Genomic DNA, 21,095 nt, shown 5'->3' on the forward strand with positions numbered 1-21,095 from the left:
ATGGTTATCGACATGAGCTTCCTCGCCTCCCCCGCACGTCGCCGCCGCGCCACCCTCGCCGCGACCGCGGCGCTCGCCACCGCCACGACCCTTGCCCTCGCCGCGTGCTCCTCGTCGTCGGACGGCGCGACGTCGACCGACGGCACCACCGGCGCCTCGGGCAGCTGCCCCACCAAGCCCGTCGACGTCGTCGTGAGCGTCGACCAGTGGGGCGACCTCGTGAGCCAGCTCGGCGGCGACTGCACGAACGTGACCACCGTGCTTGCGAGCTCGTCGGTCGACCCCCACGACTACGAGCCCTCCCCCGCGGACGCGGTGAAGTTCACCAAGGCGAAGCTCGTCGTCGTCAACGGCGCCGACTACGACCCGTGGGCCTCCAAGCTCGCGGCGTCGTCCGCGAAGAGCGCGCCCGTCGTCGACGCCGGCAAGGTCGTGGGCGCCGCCGACGGCGCGAACCCGCACCTGTGGTACTCGCCCGACTACGTCACCAAGGTCTCCGACGCCGTCACCCAGGAGCTCGAGACCCTGGCGCCCGACGCGAAGAGCTACTTCGAGCAGCAGCGCAGCAAGCTCACCCAGACGCTGCAGCCCTACACGGATCTCGTGGCGAAGCTCAAGAAGGAGGCCGCCGGCAAGACCTACGGCGCGACCGAGAGCGTGTTCGACTACATGGCGCAGGCCATCGGGCTCGTCGACAAGACGCCCGCCGGCTTCGCCCGGGCCGCGGCCAACGAGAGCGACCCGTCGCCCGCCGACCTCAAGGACTTCCAGAACGTCCTGGCGGACAAGTCGGTCGACGTCCTGATCTACAACACGCAGACCGAGGGCTCGATCCCCGAGCAGGTCCACCAGGCCGCCGAGAAGGCGGGCGTGCCGATCGTCGACGTCACCGAGACGGTGGCGCCCGGGGCCTCGTCGTTCGAGGATTGGCAGGTGTCCCAGCTCACCGCGCTCGCGAAGGCCCTCGGTGTCGACGCCTGACCCCACCCCGACCACGAGCACGCCGACGGGGGCGAGCGCCGAGACCGGCGCCGCCCCCGTCGGCGCGCCGCCCGCGCTCGTCTTCGACGACGTGAGCGTGGTGCGCGGCGGCCACCTCGTCTGGTCCGAGGGCACGTTCGAGATCCCGGCCGGCTCCGTCACCGCGATCATCGGGTCCAACGGCTCCGGCAAGACGACCATGCTCAAGGTCATCCTCGGGCTCGTCCCGACGGCGTCCGGCCGGGTCCGGGTGCTCGGCCACGCCCCGGGCGACGGGCCGTCGTCGGGCCGGGACGACATCGGCTACGTGCCGCAGGACTACACGTCGACGGCGGGCGACGCGATCCGGGCCTTCGACGCCGTCCTCCTCGGGCTCACCGGGAACCGGTGGGCGTTCTCGCGGATCACGCGCGAGCAGCGCGACCGCGTCGACCAGGCGCTCGCCGCCGTCGACGCCACCGGGTTCGCGAACCGTCGCGTGTCCCAGCTCTCCGGCGGGCAGCGGCAGCGCGTCGCCATCGCCCAGGCCATCGTGTCGAGACCGCGCCTGGTCGTCCTGGACGAGCCGCTCGCCGCGCTCGACCTGCGCAACCAGCGCGAGATCGTCGACCTGCTCGGACGCCTCAACAGGGACCTCGGCGTCACCATCCTGGTCGTCGCGCACGACCTCAACCCCCTGCTGTCGGTGCTCGACGGCGCCGTCTACCTGCTCGACGGGCACGCGCACCACGCGCCCCTGTCGGGCGTCGTCGACGAGAACCTGCTCAGCCACCTGTACGGGACGCGCATCGAGGTCGTCCGCACCCCGCAGGGCGAGCTGTTCATGAGGAGCGTGTGACCGTGCGGACCGTCGACCTCGTCACCTACCAGGACAACTGGTGGGAGATCCTCACCTCCGAGTTCATGCGCAACGCGCTGCTCGGCGGGACCATCGTGGCGCTCGCCGCCGGACTCATCGGCTACTTCGTGATCGTGCGGAACACCGCGTTCGCCGCGCACGCGCTCGCCCACATCGGGCTGCCGGGCGCCACGGGCGCCGTCCTGGTCGGGATCCCCGTGAGCCTCGGGCTCGGGATCTTCGCCGTCGGGGGCGCCCTCGTGATCGGGGCGCTCGGCAAGAAGGCCGCCGACCGGGAGGTCGCGACCGGCACCGTCCTCGCCATGGCGACCGGGCTGGGGCTGTACTTCAACTCGCTCGCGACCAAGTCGTCGTCGACCATGACGAACGTCCTGTTCGGCAACCTGCTCGCCATCACGAACGAACAGCTCGTCGTGTTCGCGATCATGCTGGTCGCGCTGGCTCTCGCCGTCGCGCTCATCTACCGGCCGCTGCTCTTCGCCTCCGTCGACTCCGAGGTCGCCGAGGCGCGCGGCGTGCCCGTCCGGACGCTGTCCGTCGTGTTCATGGCGCTGCTCGGGATCGTGGTGACCATGGCCGTGCAGGTCGTCGGGACGCTGCTGCTGTTCGCGCTCGTCGTGACGCCTGCCGCCACCGGGATCCAGCTCACGCCGCGCCCGCGCCGCGCGATGGCGGTGTCGGCCGTGATCTCGCTCGTGTCCGTGTGGGCCGGGCTCGCGTTCTCCGCGATGCTCAATCTGCCGCCGAGCTTCGTGATCGTCACGATCGCCTGCGTCGTCTGGTTCGTCGTCTGGGTGGCCGCGCGCGCGTCGCACCGGGCCGGCGGGGCGATCGTCGGGGCACCCTCGCGCGCCACCGACGAGCACCCGGCCCACGTCTGACCGCCGCGGCCTGCGAGACAGGCCGGCGGCCCTCCCACCCCGCGAGTTAGGCCTCCAGGACGACTACGTCACCGTCAGGCGCTGAGGCGGCGGTGGCGGACGAGGCGACGCAGCCCGTCGCTCCTGCCCGACGGCGCCCGGCCGGCGTCCGGGCGCAGGGCGGCGGCGAGGCGTCGGTGCACCTCTCCCTCGTCGAGGCCCGTCCCGATCGCGACCAGACCGTCCGGACCCCGAGGGCCGCCGTCGTGCGCAGCGATGTACACCTGCCGCCCGACGACATGTACCACGTACCGGCGCAGGGTCCGACCGGTGTCGACGACGACCGTCCCCTTGAGCCGGTAGACGCCGCCGGGCGGGTCCTCAAGCACGTCGACGAGCGCGCCGGCGTCGACCGGTCCGGGGGCGAGCACGGTGACGGTGTCGGCATGGGTGTGGTCCGCGTGCCCCGCCGCACCGGCGCGGACGAGGGAGCCGAGAGGGAGCTCGTCGTCGGGGTCGGTCGCCTCCGCCGCATCGAACACGAGCGCCGGGTCGAGGTGCCCACCGGGCGCGACGACGACGGGCGCGTCCGCGTTCTTGGCGCGCACGGCAGCCGTGAGGTCACGGAGCCTCACTCCTCGCTCGCTCGCGGCGAGGTGCTCCGTCTTCGTCACGACGACGAGCGACGCCGCGGCGAACCGCGAGTCCCGCAACGTCCCGTCCGCCAGGAGACCGGGCGCCGCGAGCGCGTCGACGACCTCGACGACGCCGCCGGGCCGCACCCGCTCGGCGCCGCTGAACCGCACGAGCCGGCGCAGGACGGCGGGGTCCGCGACGCCGCTGGCCTCCACGACCACCACGTCGAGCCGCAGCCGGGGCTGCGTCAGACGCTCGAGCGCGTCGTCGAGACCGCCGGCGTCGGGCAGGCAGCACAGGCACCCGCCCGAGATCGACGCCGGCTCGTCGACCTGGCCGCGCACGAGCGCGGCGTCGACGCCGATCGCGCCGAAGTCGTTGACCACGACCCCGACCCGCGCCCCGGGCGAGCGCAGCAGGTGGTTGAGGACCGTCGTCTTCCCGGCCCCCAGGTACCCGGACAGCACGACGACCGGCACCTGAGCGGTGCCGGTCGTCGGTGTGCCGGTCATGGGTGCGCCGGTCGTCGGTGTGCCCGACGGCGGACGGAGGCTCATGGCCTCAGAGCAGGCCGCGCCTGGCCGCGTTCGCGAGCCGCGGCGGGACCTGCGTCGTCTCGCCCGACGGCGTCCGCACCGTCACGAGCTCGGGCAGCGTCGTCTTCCACTGCGCCCGACGGCTGCGGGTCCGGCTGCGGGACATCTTCCGCTTGGGGACCGCCATCAGCCCTGACGGCCCTTCCAGTGCGGGTTCTGCTTGTTGATCACGAACGTCTTGCCCCGGCGCCGGACGACCTTCGAGCCCGGCTTGTCCTTGAGCGAGCGCAGCGACGCGCGAACCTTCATCGGGTGCTCCTGTCCTGCCGGCCGTACCGGCGGTTGAACTTCTCGACGCGGCCCGCGGTGTCGACGACGCGCGCGTTGCCCGTGTAGAAGGGGTGGCTGGCCGAGGAGATCTCGACGTCGACCACCGGATAGGTGTTGCCGTCGGCCCACGCGACGGTCTTCTCGGGGCGCCCGGGGTTGCCCGGGTTGTCGGCCGCGAGCGTCGAGCGGGTGAGGAACGCGACGTCGGCCGACGCGTCCCGGAACACGACCCAGCCGTAGCCGGGGTGGATGTCCTGCTTCATGTCTTCTCCTCGGGGCGTGGGGTGGCCGGTGGGACCGGTCACCAGCTCGACTTGGTGACGCCGGGCAGCTCGCCGCGGTGCGCCATCTCGCGCAGCCGGATGCGACTCAGCCCGAACTTCCCGACGTAGCCGCGGGGGCGTCCGTCGACGACGTCGCGGTGCCGCAGCCGCGTGCGGCTCGCGTCGCGGGGCTGCTTCTGCAGCTCGACGACGGCGGCGTGCTTGGCCTCGGCGCTCGCGTCCGGCGAGGCGATCACGCGCTTGAGTTCCGCGCGTCGCTCGGCGTACCGCTCGACGACCGCGCGGCGCTGCTCGTTGCGCACGACCTTCGACGCCTTCGCCATCAGCGCTCCTCGCGGAAGTCGACGTGCTGGCGGACGACGGGGTCGAACTTGCGCAGCACGAGCCGGTCGGGGTCGTTGCGACGGTTCTTCCGCGTGACGTAGGTGAACCCGGTCCCCGCGGTCGAACGGAGCTTGACGACGGGGCGCAGGTCGGTGTGCTTGGTGGCCATCAGAGCCTCTCTCCTCGTGCGAGCATCTCCGCCACGACGACGTCGATCCCGCGCTTGTCGATGATCTTGATCCCCTCGGTGGAGACCCGGAGCCGGACGTGACGGCCCAGCGACGGCACCCAGTACCGCTTGCGCTGGACGTTCACGTCGAACCGGCGCTTGGTGCGCACGTGCGAGTGCGAGATCGCGTGGCCGAACCCGGGGCGCTTGCCCGTGACCTGGCAGACGGCGGACATGGCCGCTCCTTCCGTGGTGGTTCGATCACACTAGCGAATGATTATCGTTCTCAGCAACGCGCTAGCATGGTCCGCAATTCCCGACCCGGAGAGGAACCTCATGACCCGTCTCCCCCGCCCCGACCGACCCGGACGCGTGCCCGTGAGCGTCCTCGCGACGACCGACCCGGTCCTGCGCGAGCTCGCGATCCTCGACCTCCTGGTCGACGCGCCCCGGACCGTCGTGCTCCGCCACGACCTGCACGTCGACGACGGCGAGCTGCACCGCGTCGTCCTCGACGGCACCGCGGTGCTCGCCGACGAACGGATCCCCCTCGCGCACGCGTGCCTGAGCTGCTCCGTGCGCGAGGACGCGATCCCGACGATCGACCGGCTCACGCGCGACGGCCGGTGGGACGCCGTCGTCCTCGCCCTGCCGGTCACGGCCGAGTCGCTCCCGGCGGCCCGTGCGCTCGCCTGGGCCACCCGGCCCGCCGGCGGCGAGCTGCGCCGCGCCCGGCTCGCGTCCGTCGCGTGCGTCGCCGAGGCGGCGCGCCTCGAGCACGACCTCCTCGACGACGACACCCTCGACGAGCGCGGCCTCGCGCTCCACGCGGACGACGACCGGTCGCTCGGCGAAGCGGTCGCCGCCCAGGTCGAGCACGCGGACGTCGTCGTCCTCGCCGAGCCCGTCGAGGACGACGCGACCCGGGCCGAGGTGCGGGGCTCCCAGCTTGTCGACCACCTGCGCGGGCCGGGTACCGCGCGGATCGACGGACTGACCCACCTGACGTCGTCGGCGCTCGCGTCACGCCGGCACGACGCACGCCTCGCCGACCACCGCTCGGACCCGCTGCACGCCCACGTCCACCCCGGCCAGGGCGACGTCTGGTCCCTCGAGCTCACCAGCGACCGCCCGTTCCATCCCGAGCGGCTCGTCGAGCAGATCGAGCAGCTCGGCGCCGGGCGGATCCGCGGGCGGGGCGTGTTCTGGGTGCCGAACCGGCCCGACACCGTCTGCGTCTGGGACGGCGCGGGCGGTCAGCTCCACGTCGGCACGAACGGGCGCTGGGGACGCCGCGCGCGGCGCACCCGGCTCGTCCTCACGGGCGTCGGGGACGAGCGCACGGCGCTCGCTCAGGCGTTCGACGAGGTGCTCGCGACCCCGGCCGAGGCGGCCGACGGCGGCCTCGCGTGGCTCGGACGCGACGACGTGCTCGCGCCGTGGCTCGGCGACCGGGCCGACGCGTGAGCGCCGCCCGTCGCCCGGGCCTCAGCTCTTGCGGCCGTACCGGCGGTTGAACTTCTCCACGCGACCGGCGGTGTCCACGACGCGCGCGGTGCCCGTGTAGAACGGGTGGCTCGCCGACGAGATCTCCACGTCGATCACGGGGTACGACTTGCCGTCGGTCCACTCGACGGTCTTCTCGGGGCGGCCCGGCCCGCCGGCGTTGTCCGCCGAGAGCGTCGATCGGGTCAGGAACGCGAAGTCCGCCGAGGCGTCCCGGAACACGACCCAGCCGTACTCGGGGTGGATGTCGTTCTTCATGGTCGCTCCCTCGGTCGGTCGTGGCGCTCCTTCGAGCGTCCCTCGCACGAACGGCTCAGGCAACCCCGGCATTCCCGTGCGGTCACACGACGGACGCCATCCGGTCCACGGCCTCGGCGAGGATCGCGCGCGACGTGCCGAGGTTGAGGCGCACGTGCCCCGTCCCTCCGGGACCGAAGCTCACCCCCGGGTTGAGCGCGACCCGGGCCCGCTCGAGGAACGTCTGCGCCGGGTCGTCGCCGAGGCCGAGCCCACGGCAGTCCAGCCACGCCAGGTAGGTCGAGTGGTCGCGGCGGTAGCCGACGTCCGGCAGCCGGTCACCGAGCAGCCCGGCCAGCAGCGCGCGGTTCGTGTCGAGCGCCGTGAGCACCTCGTCCAGCCACCCGCGCCCCGTCTCGAGCGCCGCGGTCTGGGCGATCACTCCCACGTGGTTGACGCCGTCGAGCGCACGCTCCGGGACCCGCGCCAGGTCCGCGGCCGCGCCGGGCCCCGCGACGAGGAGCGCCGCCCGGAGCCCTGCGAGGTTCCAGGCCTTCGACGGCGACACCAGCGCGAGCGCCCGCTCCCCGCCGTCGACCTGCAGCACCGACGTGAACGTCGGCACCTCGTCGACGCCGGGCCGGCCGCTCAGGGGCGCGTGGATCTCGTCCGACAGCACCCGCACGCCGTGCCGCTCCGCGAGCGCGCACAGTCGCTCGAGCTCGTCCGCCGTGTGTGCGGTGCCGGTCGGGTTGTGCGGGTTCGCGAGCAGATACGCCGCGGCCCGGCCGTCCGCCCGGGCGACCTCGAACGCCCGGTCGAGGGCGCCGTCGTCGGCCAGGTCGAGCCGTCCCTCCGGCGTGAGGGGCGCGTCGAGGGTCCGACGGCCCGCCCCCGGCACGAAGCTGTAGAAGGGCGGGTACACGGGCGGGCTCACGACGACGGCGTCCCCGGGCTCCGTGAGCACGCCCAGCGCGTGCACGACGCCCGTCATGACGTCGGGCACCGTCATCGTCAGGGCCGGGTCGACGTGCCAGGCCCACCGGTCCGACGCGTACGAGGCCCACGCCTCCGCGTACCGGAAGCCGTGGTCGTAGCCGGTGTCGCCGTCGCGCAGCGCCCGGGTGACCGCCTCGACGACCCCCGGCGCGAGGACCACGTCCATCTCGGCGACCCACAGCGGCAGCACGTCGGGCTCGTACTCGCGCCACTTGACGCTCGTGCGGGTCCGGAGCTGGTCGAGGGTCAGCGTGTTGAGCGGGTCGGGCGGCAGCGCGGCAGTCACAGGACGAGGCTAGCGACGCGCCGGACGGGCGCATCCCCGCGAGGATGCGCCCGTCCTGGACCGAGGTGCGGCGTCGGCCGCGGGGACGGAGTCAGACCGCCGTGGCCGGCACCGCACGGACGACGTCGCCCCAGACCTCCGGCGCGAGGGTGCGCGGCTCGTCGCCGTCCACGTCGGCCCACGCGCGGCACCGCGTGACGGTCGACTCGAGGAGACGACGCAGACGCGCGTCGACGTCGGCGCTGGCGGACTCCGCGATCGCGAGGACCGCCGACCCGACGATGCTCGGCGCGGCGTCACGCACGAACCGTGCGGGCTTCGCGATCGAGCCACGGCAGAACTCCTCGGCCCACGCCGTCGTCGCCGGGGCCTCCGCGAGCGCGGACCGCGACTCGAGGGACCGCGTGCCCGGCTCGCGGGCGTCGAGGTCGTCGAGGATCCGCTCGCAGGCGATGATCGCGACCGCGAGCGTGCGCTGGCGGTACTCGGGGGCGTCGGGCAGCGCGGCGACCGCGGCGTCGAGCGCGATCTGGATGTCCCAGTGCGGGTCGTCGCTGTTCACCCCGATCACCGACGGGATCAGCGGGGCGAGCTGCGGGCGACCGGCGTCGGACGTCAGGTCGTTCACGGCGCGCGCCAGCATCGCGAGCAGCGGATGCGTGCAGGCCGGGTGGTCCGACCACTTCTCCCCCGCCAGGTACGACGCCAGCTCCATGAAGCAGGCGCCCTTGCGCGGGTTGCGGTGCTTGCCACGTCCCAGCATCGGCAGGACGTCGTACGCGGTAGCCATGAGGGCCACCCCCTCGGGTCGGTCAGCACGGTTCGAGAGCCAACACCCGGCGTCGTCGCCGGTGGTTCCAGTGTCGCGCGGGTCACACCCGGTCGCAACGGGTCGCCCCGCACGGGATTCGCGCAAGGAGTGCACGCCGGCACGGTCGCTAGGACGCCGTGCGCGACCAGTGCTCCAGCACGAGCTCCACCGCCGCTTCCGGCTCCTCCAACGGGACGAGCTCGAACACGTGCTCCACGATCACGAGGCGAGCGTGCGGAGCCGCCTCCACCAACCGCTCCGCGTACGCGAGCGCGGGCCGTGGGCTCTCCTCGCCCACGACGACGAGGGCGGGAGCGGTCACGAGCGGACCGACCTCGTCCGCGGGCCGCACGGGCTGCAGCTCGCTCATGCCTACGCGGCTGGCCCCGCGACGCGAGATCTTCCGCAACGCGCTGCTCACCGTGACCGCGGCCTCGGGGTCGATCCGGCGACGGCGGTCCCCCAGCGTCGACCGCATCAGGAACTCCGCCAGGGGCGCGACCGCACCGACGACCGCGTGCACGCTCAGCGCGGCCCGGATTGCCGCGCGCTTCCACCACGGCCGCCACATGTCCAGGGCGCCGAACAGCACGGCGGAACGGATCCGGTCCGGCGAGCCGACCGCTGCAGCGAGTCCGACGCGGGCACCCCAGCCGGTCCCGACCCAGTCGACGGTCCCATATCCCAGCGTGTCGAGGATCTGCAGCGCCGCGATGGCGCAGTCGGACGTCCCGAACCGACGGGGCGGCAAGCCGCTGGCACCGTGGCCCGGACCGTCGACGAGCACGAGCGTGCGGTGACGTGCGAGCTCCGGCTCGACACGCTGCCACACGCTGCTGTCCGTCACGAGGCTGTGCCAGAGCAGGGCCGGCGGCCCCTGTCCGGTCACGCGCACGTGGAGCCTGCCCACGACCGTAGGGACGACCCGCCCGGACGGCGGCTCGTCACGCTCAGGGACGCCGTAGATCACACCCAGGCCGACTCGTCCCAGTGCTCGAGCACGAGCTTGACCGTCTCGTGCGGCCGCTCGACGGGTGCGAGACGGAAGACGGACTCGAGGACGTCGCTGCGCGCACGCGGCATGGACCGCGCGACGAGGGCGGCGTCCTCGGCGGTGAACGTCTCGTCCGCACCGCCCGCGACCACGAGGGTGGGCACGGCGACCCGATCGAGGATGCCGCTCAGGTCCTCGGGGTGCAGGAGCGTGTTCCGGACGCTGCGGGCCAACCCGGCACGCTCGGCGCCGAGGAACGCGCGGCTCACGAGGATCGCAGCGTCGACGTCCGTCCGCCGCGCGCGCTCACCGAGGAGCGACGTCATCGCCGCCTCGGTCACGGGTGCGAGCGGCCCCACCGCACGGTAGGGCAGCAGCAGGGACGCGGTGACGTGCCGCCAGACGGCGGGCAGGCAGTACGGCGGTGCACTGAAGGTCGTGAGCGACCGGACCCGCTCGCCGTACGCCGCGGCGAACGCCAGACCGACCCGGCCGCCCCACGCGACGCCGAGCCAGTCGGCGACGCCGACGTCGAGCGCGTCCATCACGTCCAGGGCGGCCGCGGCACAGTCGTGGATGCTGAAGCGTCGCGGCGGGCACGCGCTCCCACCATGACCGGGTGCGTCGACCATGACGAGCGTCCGACGCTCCGCCAGGTCGGCCTCGACCCGGCACCACGACGACGAGTCGACGAGGAGGCTGTGCCAGAGGAGCGCCGGCGGGCCGCTGCCGACGACGCGCACCGTCAGGTCGCCGAGGCAGGTCGGCACCTGCGTCGTCGAGTCCTGCCGCGCGTCGGTCACGTCGCTGCACTCCGTCGTCCGGGGCTGTCGGGAGCCGCGCCCATGCCGCACGGGTCCGTCCTTGGGGAGGGGAGCGCCCCGACGACGGATCGTGACGCGGGTCGGACGTGTTTCACCCGCTCGCCGGGCTCGTCCACCCCGCGAGCCAGCGGGACTCGCCGCCGGCTCGCGACCTTCCCGCTGAGCGGGCGACGGGCGGACCGGCCCGGTGCCGACGGATGATCGGAGGATGGACGAAGCACGGGTGCGTGCGCGGCTCGACGAGCTCCGGCGGGAAGCCGCGGCACGCCTCGCTGCCCTCGACGGTCAGCTCTCCGACATCGCCGACGCCCGGCGCGACGCCAACTCCGACGACGAGCACGACCCCGAGGGGTCGACGCTCGCCTTCGACCGCGCGCAGGTGTCGACGCTCGCCGCAGGTGCGCACCGCCGGCTCGACGAGATCGATGCCGCCATCGCCCGGCTCGACGACGGCACGTACGGCAGGTGCGAGCGCTGCGGGCAGCCTGTCCCCGAGGCGCGCCTCGCTGCCCGCCCGACGGCACGCTTCTGCGTCGGGTGCCAGGCACGGGTCGATGCGAACGACCGCTGACAGCCCGATCCGGTCGAGCGCAGGCGGGCGCGAGCGCGCGTCAGTGGTGGGCGCGCGCCGGGACGCCGGCGACGAGGCCGCCGTCGACGACGAACTCCGCACCGGTGGAGTAGCTCGACTCGTCGCTCGCGAGGAACAGGACGAGCTGCGAGACCTCTTCGGGCTTGGCGGCCCGACCGAGCGGGATCATCAGGTCGTCGGGGTTGAGCGACGCGGTCATGGGCGTCTCGATGAACCCGGGGTGGATCGAGTTGACGCGCACGCCGCGCGGGCCGAGGTCGAGCGCGACGGACTTGGTCAGCCCGCGGACGCCGAACTTCGAGGCGACGTACCCGTGCAGCCCGGGGCTGCCACGCAGGCCCTCGACGGACGACACGTTGATGATGGACCCGGAGCCGGCCTCGGCCATGATCCCGGCGACCGCGTGGATGCCGAGGAAGGTGCCGGTGAGGTTGATGTCGATGATCTTGCGCCACATCTCGGGCGTGAAGTCGGTGATGGCGGCACCGTTGGCGATGCCGGCGTTGTTGACGAGCACGTCGACGGTCCCGAACGCCTCGACGGTCGCTGCGACGGCCTTCGCCCAGTCGTCCTCGCTCGTGACGTCGAGGTGGACGTAGCGGGCGTTCTCGCCCAGCTCGGCGGCGAGCGCGGCGCCCTTCGCGTCGTCGAGGTCGGCGATGACGACCTTCGCGCCCTCCGCGATCAACGCGGTCGCGTGCGTGGTGCCCATGCCGCCCGTCCCTCCGGTGACGATGGCGACTTTGTCCTGTACTCGGCCCATGGTGGGGCTCCTCTCGTCGGACACCTCGTGGGTGTCGGTGTGGTCCCGCGGTCCGCGGGTGGTCTCAGTCGGTGACCGGGTCCGGTGGGGACGCGGTCCACCACGCGGGCAGCGCGGCGCACGCCACGCGTGGGAAGAAGTCGGGGTCGCGCGGGGCGGGCGAAGCGAGCCACGTCTCGAGAGCCCCGACCGACCCGAGGGCGACGTAGCGCGCGTACGCCCGTACCTCGCGTGCTTCCGTCGCGTCGCCGACGACGGCGCTCGCCCCGGTGGGGTCGCTCGCCTGCGTGCCGGGTCGCGCGGGGGCCGGGTGGCCGGTCTCCGCGGGGGCGACACCAGGCGCCGTCGGGCGGAGCGCAGCGGGCGGGCGCAGCCCCGGGTGCCGGGCCAGGAAGGTCTCGAGCGTGCGCGTGAAGTGGTCGGCGAGCAGCGTGGACAGGGGGGCGCTGAGGGTCGCGCCGGACGTGGAGGACGTCTCGCGGACGAGTGCCCGCTCGTACACGGCTGCGTGCCGCTCGACGTGGTCGGCGACGGCGCGCGCGACCCGGTCGACGACCTCGAGCGGGTCGGACGGGTCATCGGCTCCGGGGGCGTCGCCCGCGCCGTCCGCGCCGGGCACAGCGGCGACGCCGGGCTCGAGGAGCCGGGAGCGGATCTCGTCGAGCTCCTCGGCGAGGGCAGCGACCAGGAGCGCCGCGGGGCTGGGCGCGTGGTCGTAGAAGGTGACGCGGTTGATCCCGGCACGGCGGGCGACCTCGACCACGGAGAGGTCGCCGACGTCGCGCTGCGCGGCGAGCTCGAGGACGGCCGCGCGCAGTGCCGCGCGGGTGCGGACGGTTCGGCGGTCCACGACACCTCCTGGAAGTCCCTCCCACCGTACGTCGCAGGCGTTCCGTTTGGCAACAGGTGTCGCCTAAAGTTCGGAACGTTTCGTCTCCCTGAGTGAGACGTTTGTCCGGGCGGTGGACCCGTTGTTAAGGTTCCTCCTCGTACCCACCGGTACCCGCCTCCCACCCGCAGGAGATCCCCCGTGCTCGAGCGCCTGTTCACCGTGCGCCGCGACGTCGACTACCGACGCGTCGCCAGCGCGCTGTGTCGCTGAACAGGTAGCGCTCCCTCCGAGCACACGGCCGCCGGCACCGACGCCGGCAGCACCGAGCGGCTCCCGCCCACCCGACCCCGCACCACCTCCTTCGCCGCGCCCACGCGCGCGGTCGTCGTGTCGTCGTCGTCGTGCGACGGGTCGACCCCGTCACGCCCCACCACCAGACAAGGAACCCCTGTGTCCGCGCCCTCCCCCCAGCGCCGCCTACGCTGGCCGTCGTTCAGCGTCCAGATCATCGCGGGCCTCGTGCTCGGCCTCCTCCTCGGCTGGGTCGCCCGCTCCATGGGCGAGGTCGGCCCCGCAGGCCACGAGACGCCGAACTGGCTCACCACGACCCTCGGCACCATCGGCTCCGACTTCGTGACGCTCCTCAAGGCCGTCGTCCCGCCGCTCGTGTTCCTCGCGATCGTCGTGTCGATCGCGAACCTCAAGGGCGTCGCCAACGCCGCGCGCCTCGCGTGGAAGACGTTGCTCTGGTTCGCGATCACGTCGCTCGTCGCGGTGTCGATCGGCATCGCGCTCGGCCTGGTCTTCCAGCCGGGCAAGCACACGTCGCTCGACATCTCCCAGGGCAGCGCGCCGAGCCACACCGGCACCTGGATCGACTTCCTCACCGGCCTGATCCCCGGCAACTTCCTCGGCCTGGGCGCCTCGACGCAGATCACCGACGGTGCCGCCGAGACGAACGTCAGCTTCAACGTGCTGCAGATCGTCGTGATCGCGATCGTCGTGGGGATCGCCGCGTACAAGTCCGGCAAGAAGGCCGACCCGTTCATCGCCTTCAGCCGTTCCGCGCTCGCGATCGTCCAGAAGGTGCTGTGGTGGATCATCCGCCTCGCGCCGCTGGGCACGCTCGGCCTCATCGGCAACGCCGTCGCCTCGTACGGCTGGGACCTGCTGTCCCCGCTCGCGCGCTTCGCGATCGCGATCTACGTGGGCCTCGCGCTCGTGCTGTTCGTCGTGTACCCGGTGATCCTGCGCTCCAACGGGCTCAAGGTCTCGAGCTACTTCCGCGGTGCCTGGCCGGCGATCCAGCTCGGCTTCGTCTCGCGCTCCTCGATCGGGACCCTGCCCGTCACCGAGCGGGTCACCGAGCGCAACCTCGGCGTCCCGAAGTCCTACGCGTCGTTCGCCGTGCCGCTCGGTGCGACCACCAAGATGGACGGCTGCGCCTCGATCTACCCGGCCGTCGCCGCGATCTTCATCGCGCAGCTCTTCGGCATCCACCTGTCGCTCACGGACTACCTGCTCATCGCGTTCGTGTCCGTGGTCGGGTCCGCCGCGACCGCCGGCCTCACCGGGGCGCTCGTCATGCTGACGCTCACCGTCTCGACCCTCGGTCTCCCGCTCGCGGGCGTCGGGCTGCTCCTCGCGATCGACCCGATCCTCGACATGGGCCGCACCGCGACCAACGTCGCCGGGCAGGTGCTCGTGCCGGTGGTCGTCGCCAAGCGTGAGGGCATCCTCGACATCGAGCAGTACCAGTCGGCCACCGCGGACGACCTGTTCAGCGACGATGACGCCGACGTGACCAGCGCCGGTGCGCCGGCCGCGGCGCCCGGAGCCGACGACGCGACCGAGGCGGAAGGCGAGCTGGTGGGCTCGGCGCGCTGACGTCGTCGGCTCGGGCCACGATGGGGCGATGGGGACCGTGGACGACTACCTCGCCGGCCTGCCCGACGACGACCGGGACGTCGTCGGGCACGTATACGAAGTCGCGCAGGCCCGCGTGCCCGACGCCGAGCAGGGCACGAGCTACGGCATGGCGGCGCTCGTGCTCGACGGCAAGCCCCTGCTCGCCGTGGTCCGATCCAAGGCCCACGTCGGGATCTACCCGTTCAGCCCCGCAGCGGTCGAGGCCGTCGTAGGGCAGGTCGACGCGGTCGAGGGCAGCGGGCGCGCGAAGGGAACCATCCGGTTCGACCCCGCGCACCCGCTGCCCGACGACGTCGTCACCGCCCTCGTGGACGCGCGCGTCGCGCAGATCCGGGGCTGAGCGCGCCGTCGAACGGCTCAGGCGGTGAAGCGCTCCGAGCGCTCCGTCACCACGCCCGCGCCGCGACCGCCGTTCGCGGCCCCGTCCCAGCGGTAGACCTCGGCGCCGGTCACGAAGACCTGCTCCGCCCGGCTGTTCACGTCGAGCGGGTCGCCCGACCAGACGACGACGTCGCCGTCCAGCCCCGGGGCGAGCGCGCCCACGCGGTCGTCGAGCCGCAGGAACGACGCCGGGTTCACGGTCAGCGCCTGCAGCGCGACGTCGCGGTCGAGCCCCTCCTTGACCGCGAGCGACGCCTGGTGGACGAGGAAGTTGATCGGCACGACGGGGTGGTCGGTCGTGATCGCGACGCGGACGCCGGCCCGCGCGAGGCGGCCGAGGTTCGCGATCGCCCGCTGCCGCAGCTCGACCTTCGACCGGCTCGTGAACATCGGGCCGAAGATCACCGGGACGTCGCGCTCCGCGAGCACGTCGGCGAGCTCGGCGCCCTCGGTGCCGTGGTTCACCACGAGCCGGTACCCGAACTCGTCGGCGAGGCGGAGGGCCGTCGCGATGTCGTCGGCCCGGTGCGTGTGCTGGTCCCACGCGAGCTCGCCCTCGAGCACGCGGACCAGCGTCTCCTTGCCGAGGTCGCGGTCGAACGGCTCGCCCTTCTTCTCGGCCGCGTCGCGCTTCGCGGCGTAGTTCTGCGCGTCGACGAACGCCTTGCGGATCACGGCGGCGACACCGAGGCGGGTCGCGGGCGTCTTCTTCTGGTCGCCGTACACGCGCTTCGGGTTCTCGCCGAGAGCCGACTTCACGGAGACGGCGTCGGACACGATCTGCTCGTCGACGGTCCGGCCGCCCCACGTCTTGATCGCGACGGTCTGGCCGCCGATCGGGTTGCCCGAGCCGGGCTTCACGACGACCGTCGTGACGCCGCCCGCGAGCGCGTCGCGGAAGCCCTCCTCCTCGACGTTGATGCCGTCGAGCGCACGCAGGTGCGAGCCGTTCGGGTCCGTCATCTCGTTGGTGTCGTTGCCGGCCCAGCCCTCGCCCTCCTCGTGGACGCCGACGTGCCCGTGCGACTCGACGAAGCCCGGAAGGACCCAGCGTCCGCCCGCGTCGACGACCTCCACGCCGTCGGGCACGCTCACCTCCGACGCCGCCCCCACGGCCTCGATCACGCCATCCGTCACGAGGACGGTGCCTCCCTCGATCGGGGGCGAGGCCACGGGCACGACGTACGCGTTCGTGATCGCGACGCTGCCGCGGGTGGTGGTGATCGGTCGGGTGGTCGGGTTCTCGTGAGGGTTGCTCATGGGATCCATCTTCACCCCGCTGTCGATCCGGCCCATCCCCGTCCGACGTCTGGGTGCAGGGAGAACCGAACCGACCGACATCCGACGACGAGTGGAGACTGAACACCATGGCCCAGTACGCGATCCTGATCTTCGACGACCCGACCGCGGGCGACTACACCCCCGAGCAGCGGGAGGCGAGCAAGCGCTACGCCGACGACCTGGTCGCGTCGGGCGCGATGGTCACCGCGTTCGCGCTCCACGGCGCGGACACCGCGACGTCACTGCGCAGCGACCTCGTGACCGACGGGCCGTTCGTCGACACCAAGGAGGTCGTCGCCGGCTTCTACGTCGTCGAGGCGGCCGACCTCGACGCGGCCCTCGGCCTGGCCCGCGCCAACCCCGCCGTCGCGTGGGGCCGCGGCGGGCTCGAGGTGCGGCCCGTCGGCGGCAGCTTCACGCCGGCTCGATGACCGGCGTCTCGGGCGGTTCGGCTGCCACGCCCGGCTCGGCCGCCGACGACGACGCACGCGCCGCCGTCGACCGGGCGCACCGGGACGACTGGGCCGCGGTCCTCGCGACGACGGTGCGGACCGCCCGGGACCTCGACCTCGCCGAGGAGTGCGTCCAGGAGGCGTACGCGGCAGCGCTCGACAGCTGGCCGCGCGACGGCGTCCCCCGAAATCCGGCGGCGTGGCTCACGACCGTGGCGCGCCGTCGGGCGCTCGACGCGATCCGCCGCGAGCAGGCGTTCCGGGTCCGGGTGCCGCTGCTCGTCGAGGCGCCGGACGGCGTCCACCCGAACGACCCGGCCGAGCTCGCGGCGGCCGAGCCGGACGCCCTGGCCGATGTCGGCGCGCCCGACGACCTGCTCCGGCTCGTCTTCCTGTGCTGCCACCCGGCGCTCGCCCAGGAGGCGCAGCTCGCGCTCACGCTCCGCCTCGTGTGCGGTCTCGCCACCCCGGACGTCGCGCGGACGCTGCTGGTCTCCGAGACGACCATGGCCGCGCGCATCACCCGGGCCAAGAAGAAGATCGCGACGGCGCGGATCCCGTTCCGCACCCCGCGCACGGCCGACCTGCCCGAGCGGCTACCGGCGGTGCTCGGCGTCGTGCACCTGCTGTTCACCGCGGGGCACACCGCACCCTCGGGCCCGACGCTCGTCCGCGGGGACGTCGCCGAGCGTGCGCTCCGGCTCGCACGTCGGCTGCACCGACTGATGCCGGACGAGCCCGAGGTCGGCGGGCTGCTCGCCCTGGCCCTGGCCACCGACGCGCGGCGCGCGACCCGCGTCGACGACGCCGGCCGCCTGGTCCGGCTCGAGGACCAGGACCGCTCCCGCTGGGACCGCGCTGCGCTGGCCGAGGCCGACGCGCTCGTCGTGGCCGCCCTGCGGTCCGGGCGCGCGGGTCGGTACACGCTGCAGGCGGCGATCGCGTCGCTCTACGCGGGTGCCCCGACCTACGCCGAGACCGACTGGCCGCAGCTCGTGACGCTCTACGACCGGCTGCTCGAGCTGTGGCCCTCGCCGGTGGTCGCGCTCAACCGGGCCGTGCCGCTCGCCGAGGTGCGCGGACCTGCCGTCGCGCTCGCGGAGGTCGAAGCGCTCGCCCTCGACCCGCAGCTCGAGCGGTACCCGTACCTGCCCGCCGTCCGCGCCGACCTGCTGCGCCGGCTCGACCGCCCCGACGACGCTGCCGCGGCCTACCGCGAGGCCCTCGCACTCACGGCCAACGAGACCGAGCGGACGTTCCTCGCCGAACGGCTCAGCCAGTGCGAGCCGACGCGCCGGAACTAGGAGCCACGAACCACCTCGATGAGGCGGTCGGCGAGGACGTCGTCGACGAAGTCGGCCACGGCCACGTAGTCCCTCGCGTCCTTGAACCGGTCGAGCCTGATCGACTCGCGGCTCCCGTCGAGGGCGCGCTGTGACACCAGCCGCAGCGCGTCCGGGTCGAGATCCCCCCACGACACACGGTCCGGCGAGGGCACCAGGTGAAACTGCCGAGAGACCGATTCCTGAACGATGCCGACCAGCTCGTCGAGCCGTCGTCGCGCACTTCGGGACAGCTCGGTCTCAGGATCCAGGATCCTCACTCACCGCGAAACACCGTCCTCTTGTGTCGTCCGAGCGTCGCTCCTGGGCCGGCGACGGTCGACAGGGTAGACGCACGCTCTGCGCGTCAACCGGCGACGCGCTGCGTCCCGAGGACGATCGCGAGCGCCAGCCGCTCGGCGTCGTAGGTCCCGGGCTCGGCGGTGTACACGGTGATGAGCAGGTCGTCGCGCGCGACGCTCAGGTTGTCGCAGTCGAGCGTGATGAGCCCGACGGCGGGGTGGTCGACGACCTTGTGCCGTGAACGGTCGGGGTCGGCGTCGAGGTCGGCGGTGTCCCAGAGCTCGCGGAACCGGGGGCTCGCGGCCTCGAGCTCGCCGATCAGCCTGCGCAGCGCGGGGTCGGCCGGGTAGCGGCTCGCCGTCAGCCGCAGCCTCGCGACGAGGCTCTCCTCGAAGACGGCGCGCTCCTCGGGCGCGTGGACGGCCCGCGTCCCGGGACCGACGAGGTTGCGCCAGACACCGTTGCGCTCGTTGCCGCGCCAGGCGGACGTGTCACCCATGAGCGCGTCGTACGGGGCGTTGGCGGTGACGAAGTTGAACGCCGCGTCCTGCACGATCACCGGCGTGTGGTCGAAGCGGTCGAGCAGGCGCTGGATGCTCGGCGTGACTCGGCCCGGCACGAGCCCGGACCCGGGCGCGACCAGCCCGGCGAGCTCGAACAGGACGTCCCGTTCGCCGTCGGACAGCCGCAGCGCCCGAGCGAGCGCCTCCACGACCTGACCCGACGGGGACACCGCGCGCCCCTGCTCGAGCCGCGTCAGGTAGTCGACCGAGATGCCCGCCAGGCCCGCGAGCTCCTCGCGTCGCAGCCCGGCCGCGCGGCGGCGGCGCCCGGCAGGCACGCCGACCGCCTCCGGGGCCGCCCGGTCGCGCCACCGGCGCACGGCGGTGCCGAAGTCCCATGCTTGTACGCCGCCGTCCTCCATGGACCCAGTCTGCGCGCCGGTATCCCAGCCGTCCTGGCCCTGTCAGTCCTACGACAACGGGACGACTGCCTGTCGCGCGGCGCCCGGCCCACGCTGGAGGCATGACAACGACACTCATCACCGGGGCCAACAAGGGCCTCGGCAAGGAGACCGCCCGCCTGCTCCTGGCCGCGGGCCACACCGTCTACGTCGGCTCGCGGGACGAGGCCCGCGGCCGCGCCACCGCCGACGAGCTCGGCGCCCGCTCCGTCCAGCTCGACGTGACCGACGACGCCTCAGTCACCGCCGCGCTCGCGCAGATCGAGGCGGAGGGCGGGCTCGACGTCCTCGTCAACAACGCCGGCATCGCGCTGCGCACGGGCGACGGCGGCGCCGAGGCGCTCGACGGCCCGAGCGTCCTCGCGGTCTTCGACACGAACGCCGCGGGGATCGTCCGGGTCACCGAGGCCGCGCTGCCACTGCTGCGCCGGTCCGCCAACCCCGTGGTCGTGAACGTGTCGAGCGCGCTCGGGTCGTTCTGGGCGGTGCACGAGCCGTCCCGGCCGGCGTCGCGCTTCCCGTCGATCGTCTACGGGTCGAGCAAGGCCGCGGTCTCGATGATCACCGTGCAGTACTCGCGCGCCGTCCCGGAGGTGAAGTTCAACGCAGTCGAGCCGGGCATCACCGCGACCGAGCTCGGCGGGGGCGGCGTCGAGAGCCACCCCGGCCGCCCCGCCGCGGAGAGCGCCGAGGTCGTGGCACGCCTCGCGACGATCGGCCCCGACGGCCCGACCGGCACCTTCCAGGAGGACGCCGGCGAGCTCGGCTGGTGAGCCTCGCGCGCGGCGTACGTCAGCGGCTGCACGCCGCGCGCAGCGCGTCACCGTTCGCCTCGAGCCACGCCCGACGGCGCAGGATCGAATCCCCGACACCCTCGGCCCACATCCGGGCCCAGCCGCCGCCGAGGGTGGCCGCGCGGTGTCGCATGAGGTGCCACGAGCGCGCCGTCCGCAGCAGGGCGGCGTCGACGATCTTCGCGCGGTCCGCGTCGGTCGCGCCGTAGGCATCGAGCGCGAGCCGCACCCGGCGCTCCACGTCGACGTCGCGCAGCAGGACGTCCCGGTCGGCGGGGTCGAACAGCGGCGCCCACCACACGAGCAGGTTGACGAGCTCGTCGACCCTGGTCGCCGGCCCCGCGAGGTCGAAGTCGATGAGCGCGACGGCCGCACCGTCCCGGAACACGACGTTCTCGGGCGTGATGTCGAGGTGCCCGACGATCTCGGGTTCCTCGACGGGCGCGGTCGGCGTGCCCGGCGGCTCGTCCGCCACACCGCGGTCGGGGCGCACGCCGTCGGGTGGGACGAAGGACGCCGTGGCGTCGTCGTACCGGCGGACCAGCCGCGCGAGCGAGACGAGCCGATCCTCGTCCGCGATCCAGTCGGGACGCGGGCGCCCCGCGACCTCCCCCTCGACGAAGGTCAAGGTCTCGCGGCCCCGGGCATCCAGCCCGAGAAACCGGGGGGCACCGTCGAACCCGACGGCCTCCAGGTGGCGCAGCAGCGCGTGCACGAACGGCGAGTTCGGGTTCGTCGGGCGACGCACGGTCGCCCCGACCCGCACCACCCCGACCGTCACGTCCCCGCCGGGCAGCAGGATCTCGGGCTCGTCGTCGGGGGTGGTCGGCTCGATGGTCACGAGGT

28 protein-coding genes are annotated in these 21,095 nt (G+C 73.4%); 10 read left to right on the plus strand and 18 right to left on the minus strand.

What is annotated here, in order from left to right; genetic code table 11:
• The first annotated feature begins 12 nt into the window (after window positions 1-12).
• The 3 genes from KDY119_RS16855 to KDY119_RS16865 are packed head-to-tail and all read left to right on the plus strand — an operon-like array spanning window position 13 to window position 2,721.
• Window positions 13-981 (plus strand): metal ABC transporter solute-binding protein, Zn/Mn family, encoded by a 969-nt coding sequence (locus KDY119_RS16855; RefSeq protein WP_051136348.1) that lies wholly within the window; start codon window positions 13-15, stop codon window positions 979-981.
• On the plus strand, window positions 968-1,819 hold the full coding sequence (locus tag KDY119_RS16860; protein ID WP_083890693.1) for a metal ABC transporter ATP-binding protein: 852 nt from the start codon (window positions 968-970) through the stop codon (window positions 1,817-1,819). The genes KDY119_RS16855 and KDY119_RS16860 overlap by 14 nt, the downstream gene beginning before the upstream one ends.
• On the plus strand, window positions 1,816-2,721 hold the full coding sequence (locus KDY119_RS16865) for a metal ABC transporter permease (RefSeq protein ID WP_227994408.1): 906 nt from the start codon (window positions 1,816-1,818) through the stop codon (window positions 2,719-2,721). The genes KDY119_RS16860 and KDY119_RS16865 overlap by 4 nt, the downstream gene beginning before the upstream one ends.
• 74 nt (window positions 2,722-2,795) lie before the next feature.
• Here the strand turns inward: KDY119_RS16865 and KDY119_RS16870 are convergent, their stop codons facing one another.
• Genes KDY119_RS16870 through rpmB form a run of 7 tightly spaced genes read right to left on the minus strand, consistent with a single transcriptional unit; the run spans window position 2,796 to window position 5,215 of the window.
• Window positions 2,796-3,893: a CobW family GTP-binding protein gene (locus KDY119_RS16870; RefSeq protein ID WP_227994409.1), complete on the minus strand. Its 1,098-nt coding sequence runs from the start codon at window positions 3,891-3,893 to the stop codon at window positions 2,796-2,798.
• A 4-nt stretch (window positions 3,894-3,897) separates the two neighbouring features.
• Window positions 3,898-4,059 (minus strand): 50S ribosomal protein L32, encoded by a 162-nt coding sequence (gene rpmF / locus KDY119_RS16875; RefSeq protein ID WP_036947652.1) that lies wholly within the window; start codon window positions 4,057-4,059, stop codon window positions 3,898-3,900.
• Entirely contained in the window at window positions 4,059-4,181 is a 123-nt protein-coding gene (ykgO, locus tag KDY119_RS16880) for a type B 50S ribosomal protein L36 (RefSeq protein WP_036947655.1), read from the minus strand. The genes rpmF and ykgO overlap by 1 nt, the downstream gene beginning before the upstream one ends.
• Complete coding sequence (locus KDY119_RS16885) at window positions 4,178-4,465, minus strand: type B 50S ribosomal protein L31 (protein ID WP_036947658.1); 288 nt, start codon at window positions 4,463-4,465, stop codon at window positions 4,178-4,180. Before KDY119_RS16885 ends, ykgO begins: the two co-directional genes overlap by 4 nt.
• Window positions 4,466-4,503: 38 nt before the next feature.
• A complete protein-coding gene (rpsN, locus tag KDY119_RS16890) occupies window positions 4,504-4,809 on the minus strand; it encodes a 30S ribosomal protein S14 (RefSeq protein ID WP_036947661.1) in 306 nt (101 codons plus the stop codon).
• On the minus strand, window positions 4,809-4,979 hold the full coding sequence (gene rpmG, locus KDY119_RS16895) for a 50S ribosomal protein L33 (protein WP_036947664.1): 171 nt from the start codon (window positions 4,977-4,979) through the stop codon (window positions 4,809-4,811). The genes rpsN and rpmG overlap by 1 nt, the downstream gene beginning before the upstream one ends.
• Complete coding sequence (gene rpmB, locus KDY119_RS16900) at window positions 4,979-5,215, minus strand: 50S ribosomal protein L28 (RefSeq protein ID WP_036947667.1); 237 nt, start codon at window positions 5,213-5,215, stop codon at window positions 4,979-4,981. Before rpmB ends, rpmG begins: the two co-directional genes overlap by 1 nt.
• A gap of 100 nt (window positions 5,216-5,315) precedes the next feature.
• Between rpmB and KDY119_RS16905 the strand changes: the two genes are divergently transcribed.
• Complete coding sequence (locus KDY119_RS16905) at window positions 5,316-6,446, plus strand: CobW family GTP-binding protein (RefSeq protein WP_153022570.1); 1,131 nt, start codon at window positions 5,316-5,318, stop codon at window positions 6,444-6,446.
• 21 nt (window positions 6,447-6,467) lie between these two features.
• Here the strand turns inward: KDY119_RS16905 and KDY119_RS16910 are convergent, their stop codons facing one another.
• The 5 genes from KDY119_RS16910 to KDY119_RS16930 form a co-directional block, all read right to left on the minus strand.
• Window positions 6,468-6,743 (minus strand): type B 50S ribosomal protein L31, encoded by a 276-nt coding sequence (locus KDY119_RS16910; protein ID WP_036947674.1) that lies wholly within the window; start codon window positions 6,741-6,743, stop codon window positions 6,468-6,470.
• A gap of 82 nt (window positions 6,744-6,825) precedes the next feature.
• Complete coding sequence (locus tag KDY119_RS16915) at window positions 6,826-8,007, minus strand: MalY/PatB family protein (RefSeq protein ID WP_036947676.1); 1,182 nt, start codon at window positions 8,005-8,007, stop codon at window positions 6,826-6,828.
• A gap of 91 nt (window positions 8,008-8,098) precedes the next feature.
• Window positions 8,099-8,797: a hypothetical protein gene (locus tag KDY119_RS16920; protein WP_227994410.1), complete on the minus strand. Its 699-nt coding sequence runs from the start codon at window positions 8,795-8,797 to the stop codon at window positions 8,099-8,101.
• A 148-nt stretch (window positions 8,798-8,945) separates the two neighbouring features.
• Window positions 8,946-9,728, minus strand: coding sequence for an alpha/beta fold hydrolase (locus tag KDY119_RS16925; protein ID WP_194174267.1), 783 nt, complete (start codon window positions 9,726-9,728; stop codon window positions 8,946-8,948).
• Window positions 9,729-9,784: 56 nt separating this feature from the next.
• A complete protein-coding gene (locus KDY119_RS16930; RefSeq protein ID WP_036947679.1) occupies window positions 9,785-10,615 on the minus strand; it encodes an alpha/beta fold hydrolase in 831 nt (276 codons plus the stop codon).
• A 229-nt stretch (window positions 10,616-10,844) separates the two neighbouring features.
• Here KDY119_RS16930 and KDY119_RS16935 point away from each other — a divergent pair, with 229 nt between their 5' ends.
• On the plus strand, window positions 10,845-11,207 hold the full coding sequence (locus KDY119_RS16935; RefSeq protein ID WP_036947681.1) for a TraR/DksA family transcriptional regulator: 363 nt from the start codon (window positions 10,845-10,847) through the stop codon (window positions 11,205-11,207).
• Between the two features lie 40 nt (window positions 11,208-11,247).
• On the opposite strand, the gene KDY119_RS16940 is transcribed toward KDY119_RS16935, so the two are convergent.
• On the minus strand, window positions 11,248-11,991 hold the full coding sequence (locus KDY119_RS16940) for a glucose 1-dehydrogenase (protein ID WP_036947684.1): 744 nt from the start codon (window positions 11,989-11,991) through the stop codon (window positions 11,248-11,250).
• A gap of 64 nt (window positions 11,992-12,055) precedes the next feature.
• On the minus strand, window positions 12,056-12,841 hold the full coding sequence (locus KDY119_RS16945) for a TetR/AcrR family transcriptional regulator (RefSeq protein WP_153022571.1): 786 nt from the start codon (window positions 12,839-12,841) through the stop codon (window positions 12,056-12,058).
• 432 nt (window positions 12,842-13,273) lie between these two features.
• Here KDY119_RS16945 and KDY119_RS16950 point away from each other — a divergent pair, with 432 nt between their 5' ends.
• Both KDY119_RS16950 and KDY119_RS16955 read left to right on the plus strand, forming a co-directional pair.
• On the plus strand, window positions 13,274-14,710 hold the full coding sequence (locus KDY119_RS16950) for a dicarboxylate/amino acid:cation symporter (protein WP_051136350.1): 1,437 nt from the start codon (window positions 13,274-13,276) through the stop codon (window positions 14,708-14,710).
• A 28-nt stretch (window positions 14,711-14,738) separates the two neighbouring features.
• Window positions 14,739-15,092, plus strand: a complete 354-nt coding sequence (locus KDY119_RS16955; protein ID WP_036947690.1) for an iron chaperone — start codon at window positions 14,739-14,741, stop codon at window positions 15,090-15,092.
• 17 nt (window positions 15,093-15,109) lie between these two features.
• Here the strand turns inward: KDY119_RS16955 and KDY119_RS16960 are convergent, their stop codons facing one another.
• The gene (locus KDY119_RS16960) at window positions 15,110-16,393 is read right to left on the minus strand and encodes an amidohydrolase (protein ID WP_051136446.1); all 1,284 of its coding nucleotides are present in this window, start codon (window positions 16,391-16,393) and stop codon (window positions 15,110-15,112) included.
• A 107-nt stretch (window positions 16,394-16,500) separates the two neighbouring features.
• On the opposite strand from KDY119_RS16960, the gene KDY119_RS16965 reads away from it, so the two are divergent.
• Window positions 16,501-16,845: a YciI family protein gene (locus KDY119_RS16965; RefSeq protein ID WP_083890696.1), complete on the plus strand. Its 345-nt coding sequence runs from the start codon at window positions 16,501-16,503 to the stop codon at window positions 16,843-16,845.
• Window positions 16,842-18,170, plus strand: a complete 1,329-nt coding sequence (locus KDY119_RS16970; RefSeq protein WP_051136351.1) for an RNA polymerase sigma factor — start codon at window positions 16,842-16,844, stop codon at window positions 18,168-18,170. Before KDY119_RS16965 ends, KDY119_RS16970 begins: the two co-directional genes overlap by 4 nt.
• On the opposite strand, the gene KDY119_RS16975 is transcribed toward KDY119_RS16970, so the two are convergent.
• A complete protein-coding gene (locus KDY119_RS16975; RefSeq protein WP_153022572.1) occupies window positions 18,167-18,364 on the minus strand; it encodes a hypothetical protein in 198 nt (65 codons plus the stop codon). The genes KDY119_RS16970 and KDY119_RS16975 overlap by 4 nt on opposite strands.
• Before the next feature lie 191 nt (window positions 18,365-18,555).
• Entirely contained in the window at window positions 18,556-19,416 is an 861-nt protein-coding gene (locus KDY119_RS16980; protein ID WP_153022573.1) for a helix-turn-helix transcriptional regulator, read from the minus strand.
• Window positions 19,417-19,517: 101 nt separating this feature from the next.
• Here KDY119_RS16980 and KDY119_RS16985 point away from each other — a divergent pair, with 101 nt between their 5' ends.
• Window positions 19,518-20,228, plus strand: a complete 711-nt coding sequence (locus tag KDY119_RS16985; RefSeq protein ID WP_036947699.1) for an SDR family NAD(P)-dependent oxidoreductase — start codon at window positions 19,518-19,520, stop codon at window positions 20,226-20,228.
• A 19-nt stretch (window positions 20,229-20,247) separates the two neighbouring features.
• Here the strand turns inward: KDY119_RS16985 and KDY119_RS16990 are convergent, their stop codons facing one another.
• Window positions 20,248-21,090 (minus strand): phosphotransferase, encoded by an 843-nt coding sequence (locus KDY119_RS16990; RefSeq protein ID WP_227994411.1) that lies wholly within the window; start codon window positions 21,088-21,090, stop codon window positions 20,248-20,250.
• Between the last annotated feature and the right edge of the window lie 5 nt (window positions 21,091-21,095).

Source organism: Luteimicrobium xylanilyticum, assembly GCF_009429125.1.
GTDB lineage: Bacteria > Actinomycetota > Actinomycetes > Actinomycetales > Cellulomonadaceae > Luteimicrobium > Luteimicrobium xylanilyticum.

Excerpts from the sequence above, each read along its gene's own strand:
- KDY119_RS16870 (WP_227994409.1), bottom strand. The coding sequence starts at position 3,893 with ATGAGCCTCCGTCCGCCGTCGGGCACACCGACGACCGGCGCACCCATG.
- KDY119_RS16965 (WP_083890696.1), top strand. The coding sequence starts at position 16,501 with ATGGCCCAGTACGCGATCCTGATCTTCGACGACCCGACCGCGGGCGAC.
- KDY119_RS16985 (WP_036947699.1), top strand. The coding sequence starts at position 19,518 with ATGACAACGACACTCATCACCGGGGCCAACAAGGGCCTCGGCAAGGAG.
- KDY119_RS16920 (WP_227994410.1), bottom strand. The coding sequence starts at position 8,797 with ATGGCTACCGCGTACGACGTCCTGCCGATGCTGGGACGTGGCAAGCAC.
- rpsN (WP_036947661.1), bottom strand. The coding sequence starts at position 4,809 with ATGGCGAAGGCGTCGAAGGTCGTGCGCAACGAGCAGCGCCGCGCGGTC.
- KDY119_RS16970 (WP_051136351.1), top strand. The coding sequence starts at position 16,842 with ATGACCGGCGTCTCGGGCGGTTCGGCTGCCACGCCCGGCTCGGCCGCC.
- KDY119_RS16960 (WP_051136446.1), bottom strand. The coding sequence starts at position 16,393 with ATGAGCAACCCTCACGAGAACCCGACCACCCGACCGATCACCACCACC.
- ykgO (WP_036947655.1), bottom strand. The coding sequence starts at position 4,181 with ATGAAGGTTCGCGCGTCGCTGCGCTCGCTCAAGGACAAGCCGGGCTCG.
- KDY119_RS16855 (WP_051136348.1), top strand. The coding sequence starts at position 13 with ATGAGCTTCCTCGCCTCCCCCGCACGTCGCCGCCGCGCCACCCTCGCC.
- KDY119_RS16885 (WP_036947658.1), bottom strand. The coding sequence starts at position 4,465 with ATGAAGCAGGACATCCACCCCGGCTACGGCTGGGTCGTGTTCCGGGAC.
- rpmF (WP_036947652.1), bottom strand. The coding sequence starts at position 4,059 with ATGGCGGTCCCCAAGCGGAAGATGTCCCGCAGCCGGACCCGCAGCCGT.
- KDY119_RS16910 (WP_036947674.1), bottom strand. The coding sequence starts at position 6,743 with ATGAAGAACGACATCCACCCCGAGTACGGCTGGGTCGTGTTCCGGGAC.
- rpmB (WP_036947667.1), bottom strand. The coding sequence starts at position 5,215 with ATGTCCGCCGTCTGCCAGGTCACGGGCAAGCGCCCCGGGTTCGGCCAC.
- rpmG (WP_036947664.1), bottom strand. The coding sequence starts at position 4,979 with ATGGCCACCAAGCACACCGACCTGCGCCCCGTCGTCAAGCTCCGTTCG.
- KDY119_RS16935 (WP_036947681.1), top strand. The coding sequence starts at position 10,845 with ATGGACGAAGCACGGGTGCGTGCGCGGCTCGACGAGCTCCGGCGGGAA.
- KDY119_RS16905 (WP_153022570.1), top strand. The coding sequence starts at position 5,316 with ATGACCCGTCTCCCCCGCCCCGACCGACCCGGACGCGTGCCCGTGAGC.
- KDY119_RS16955 (WP_036947690.1), top strand. The coding sequence starts at position 14,739 with ATGGGGACCGTGGACGACTACCTCGCCGGCCTGCCCGACGACGACCGG.
- KDY119_RS16940 (WP_036947684.1), bottom strand. The coding sequence starts at position 11,991 with ATGGGCCGAGTACAGGACAAAGTCGCCATCGTCACCGGAGGGACGGGC.
- KDY119_RS16980 (WP_153022573.1), bottom strand. The coding sequence starts at position 19,416 with ATGGAGGACGGCGGCGTACAAGCATGGGACTTCGGCACCGCCGTGCGC.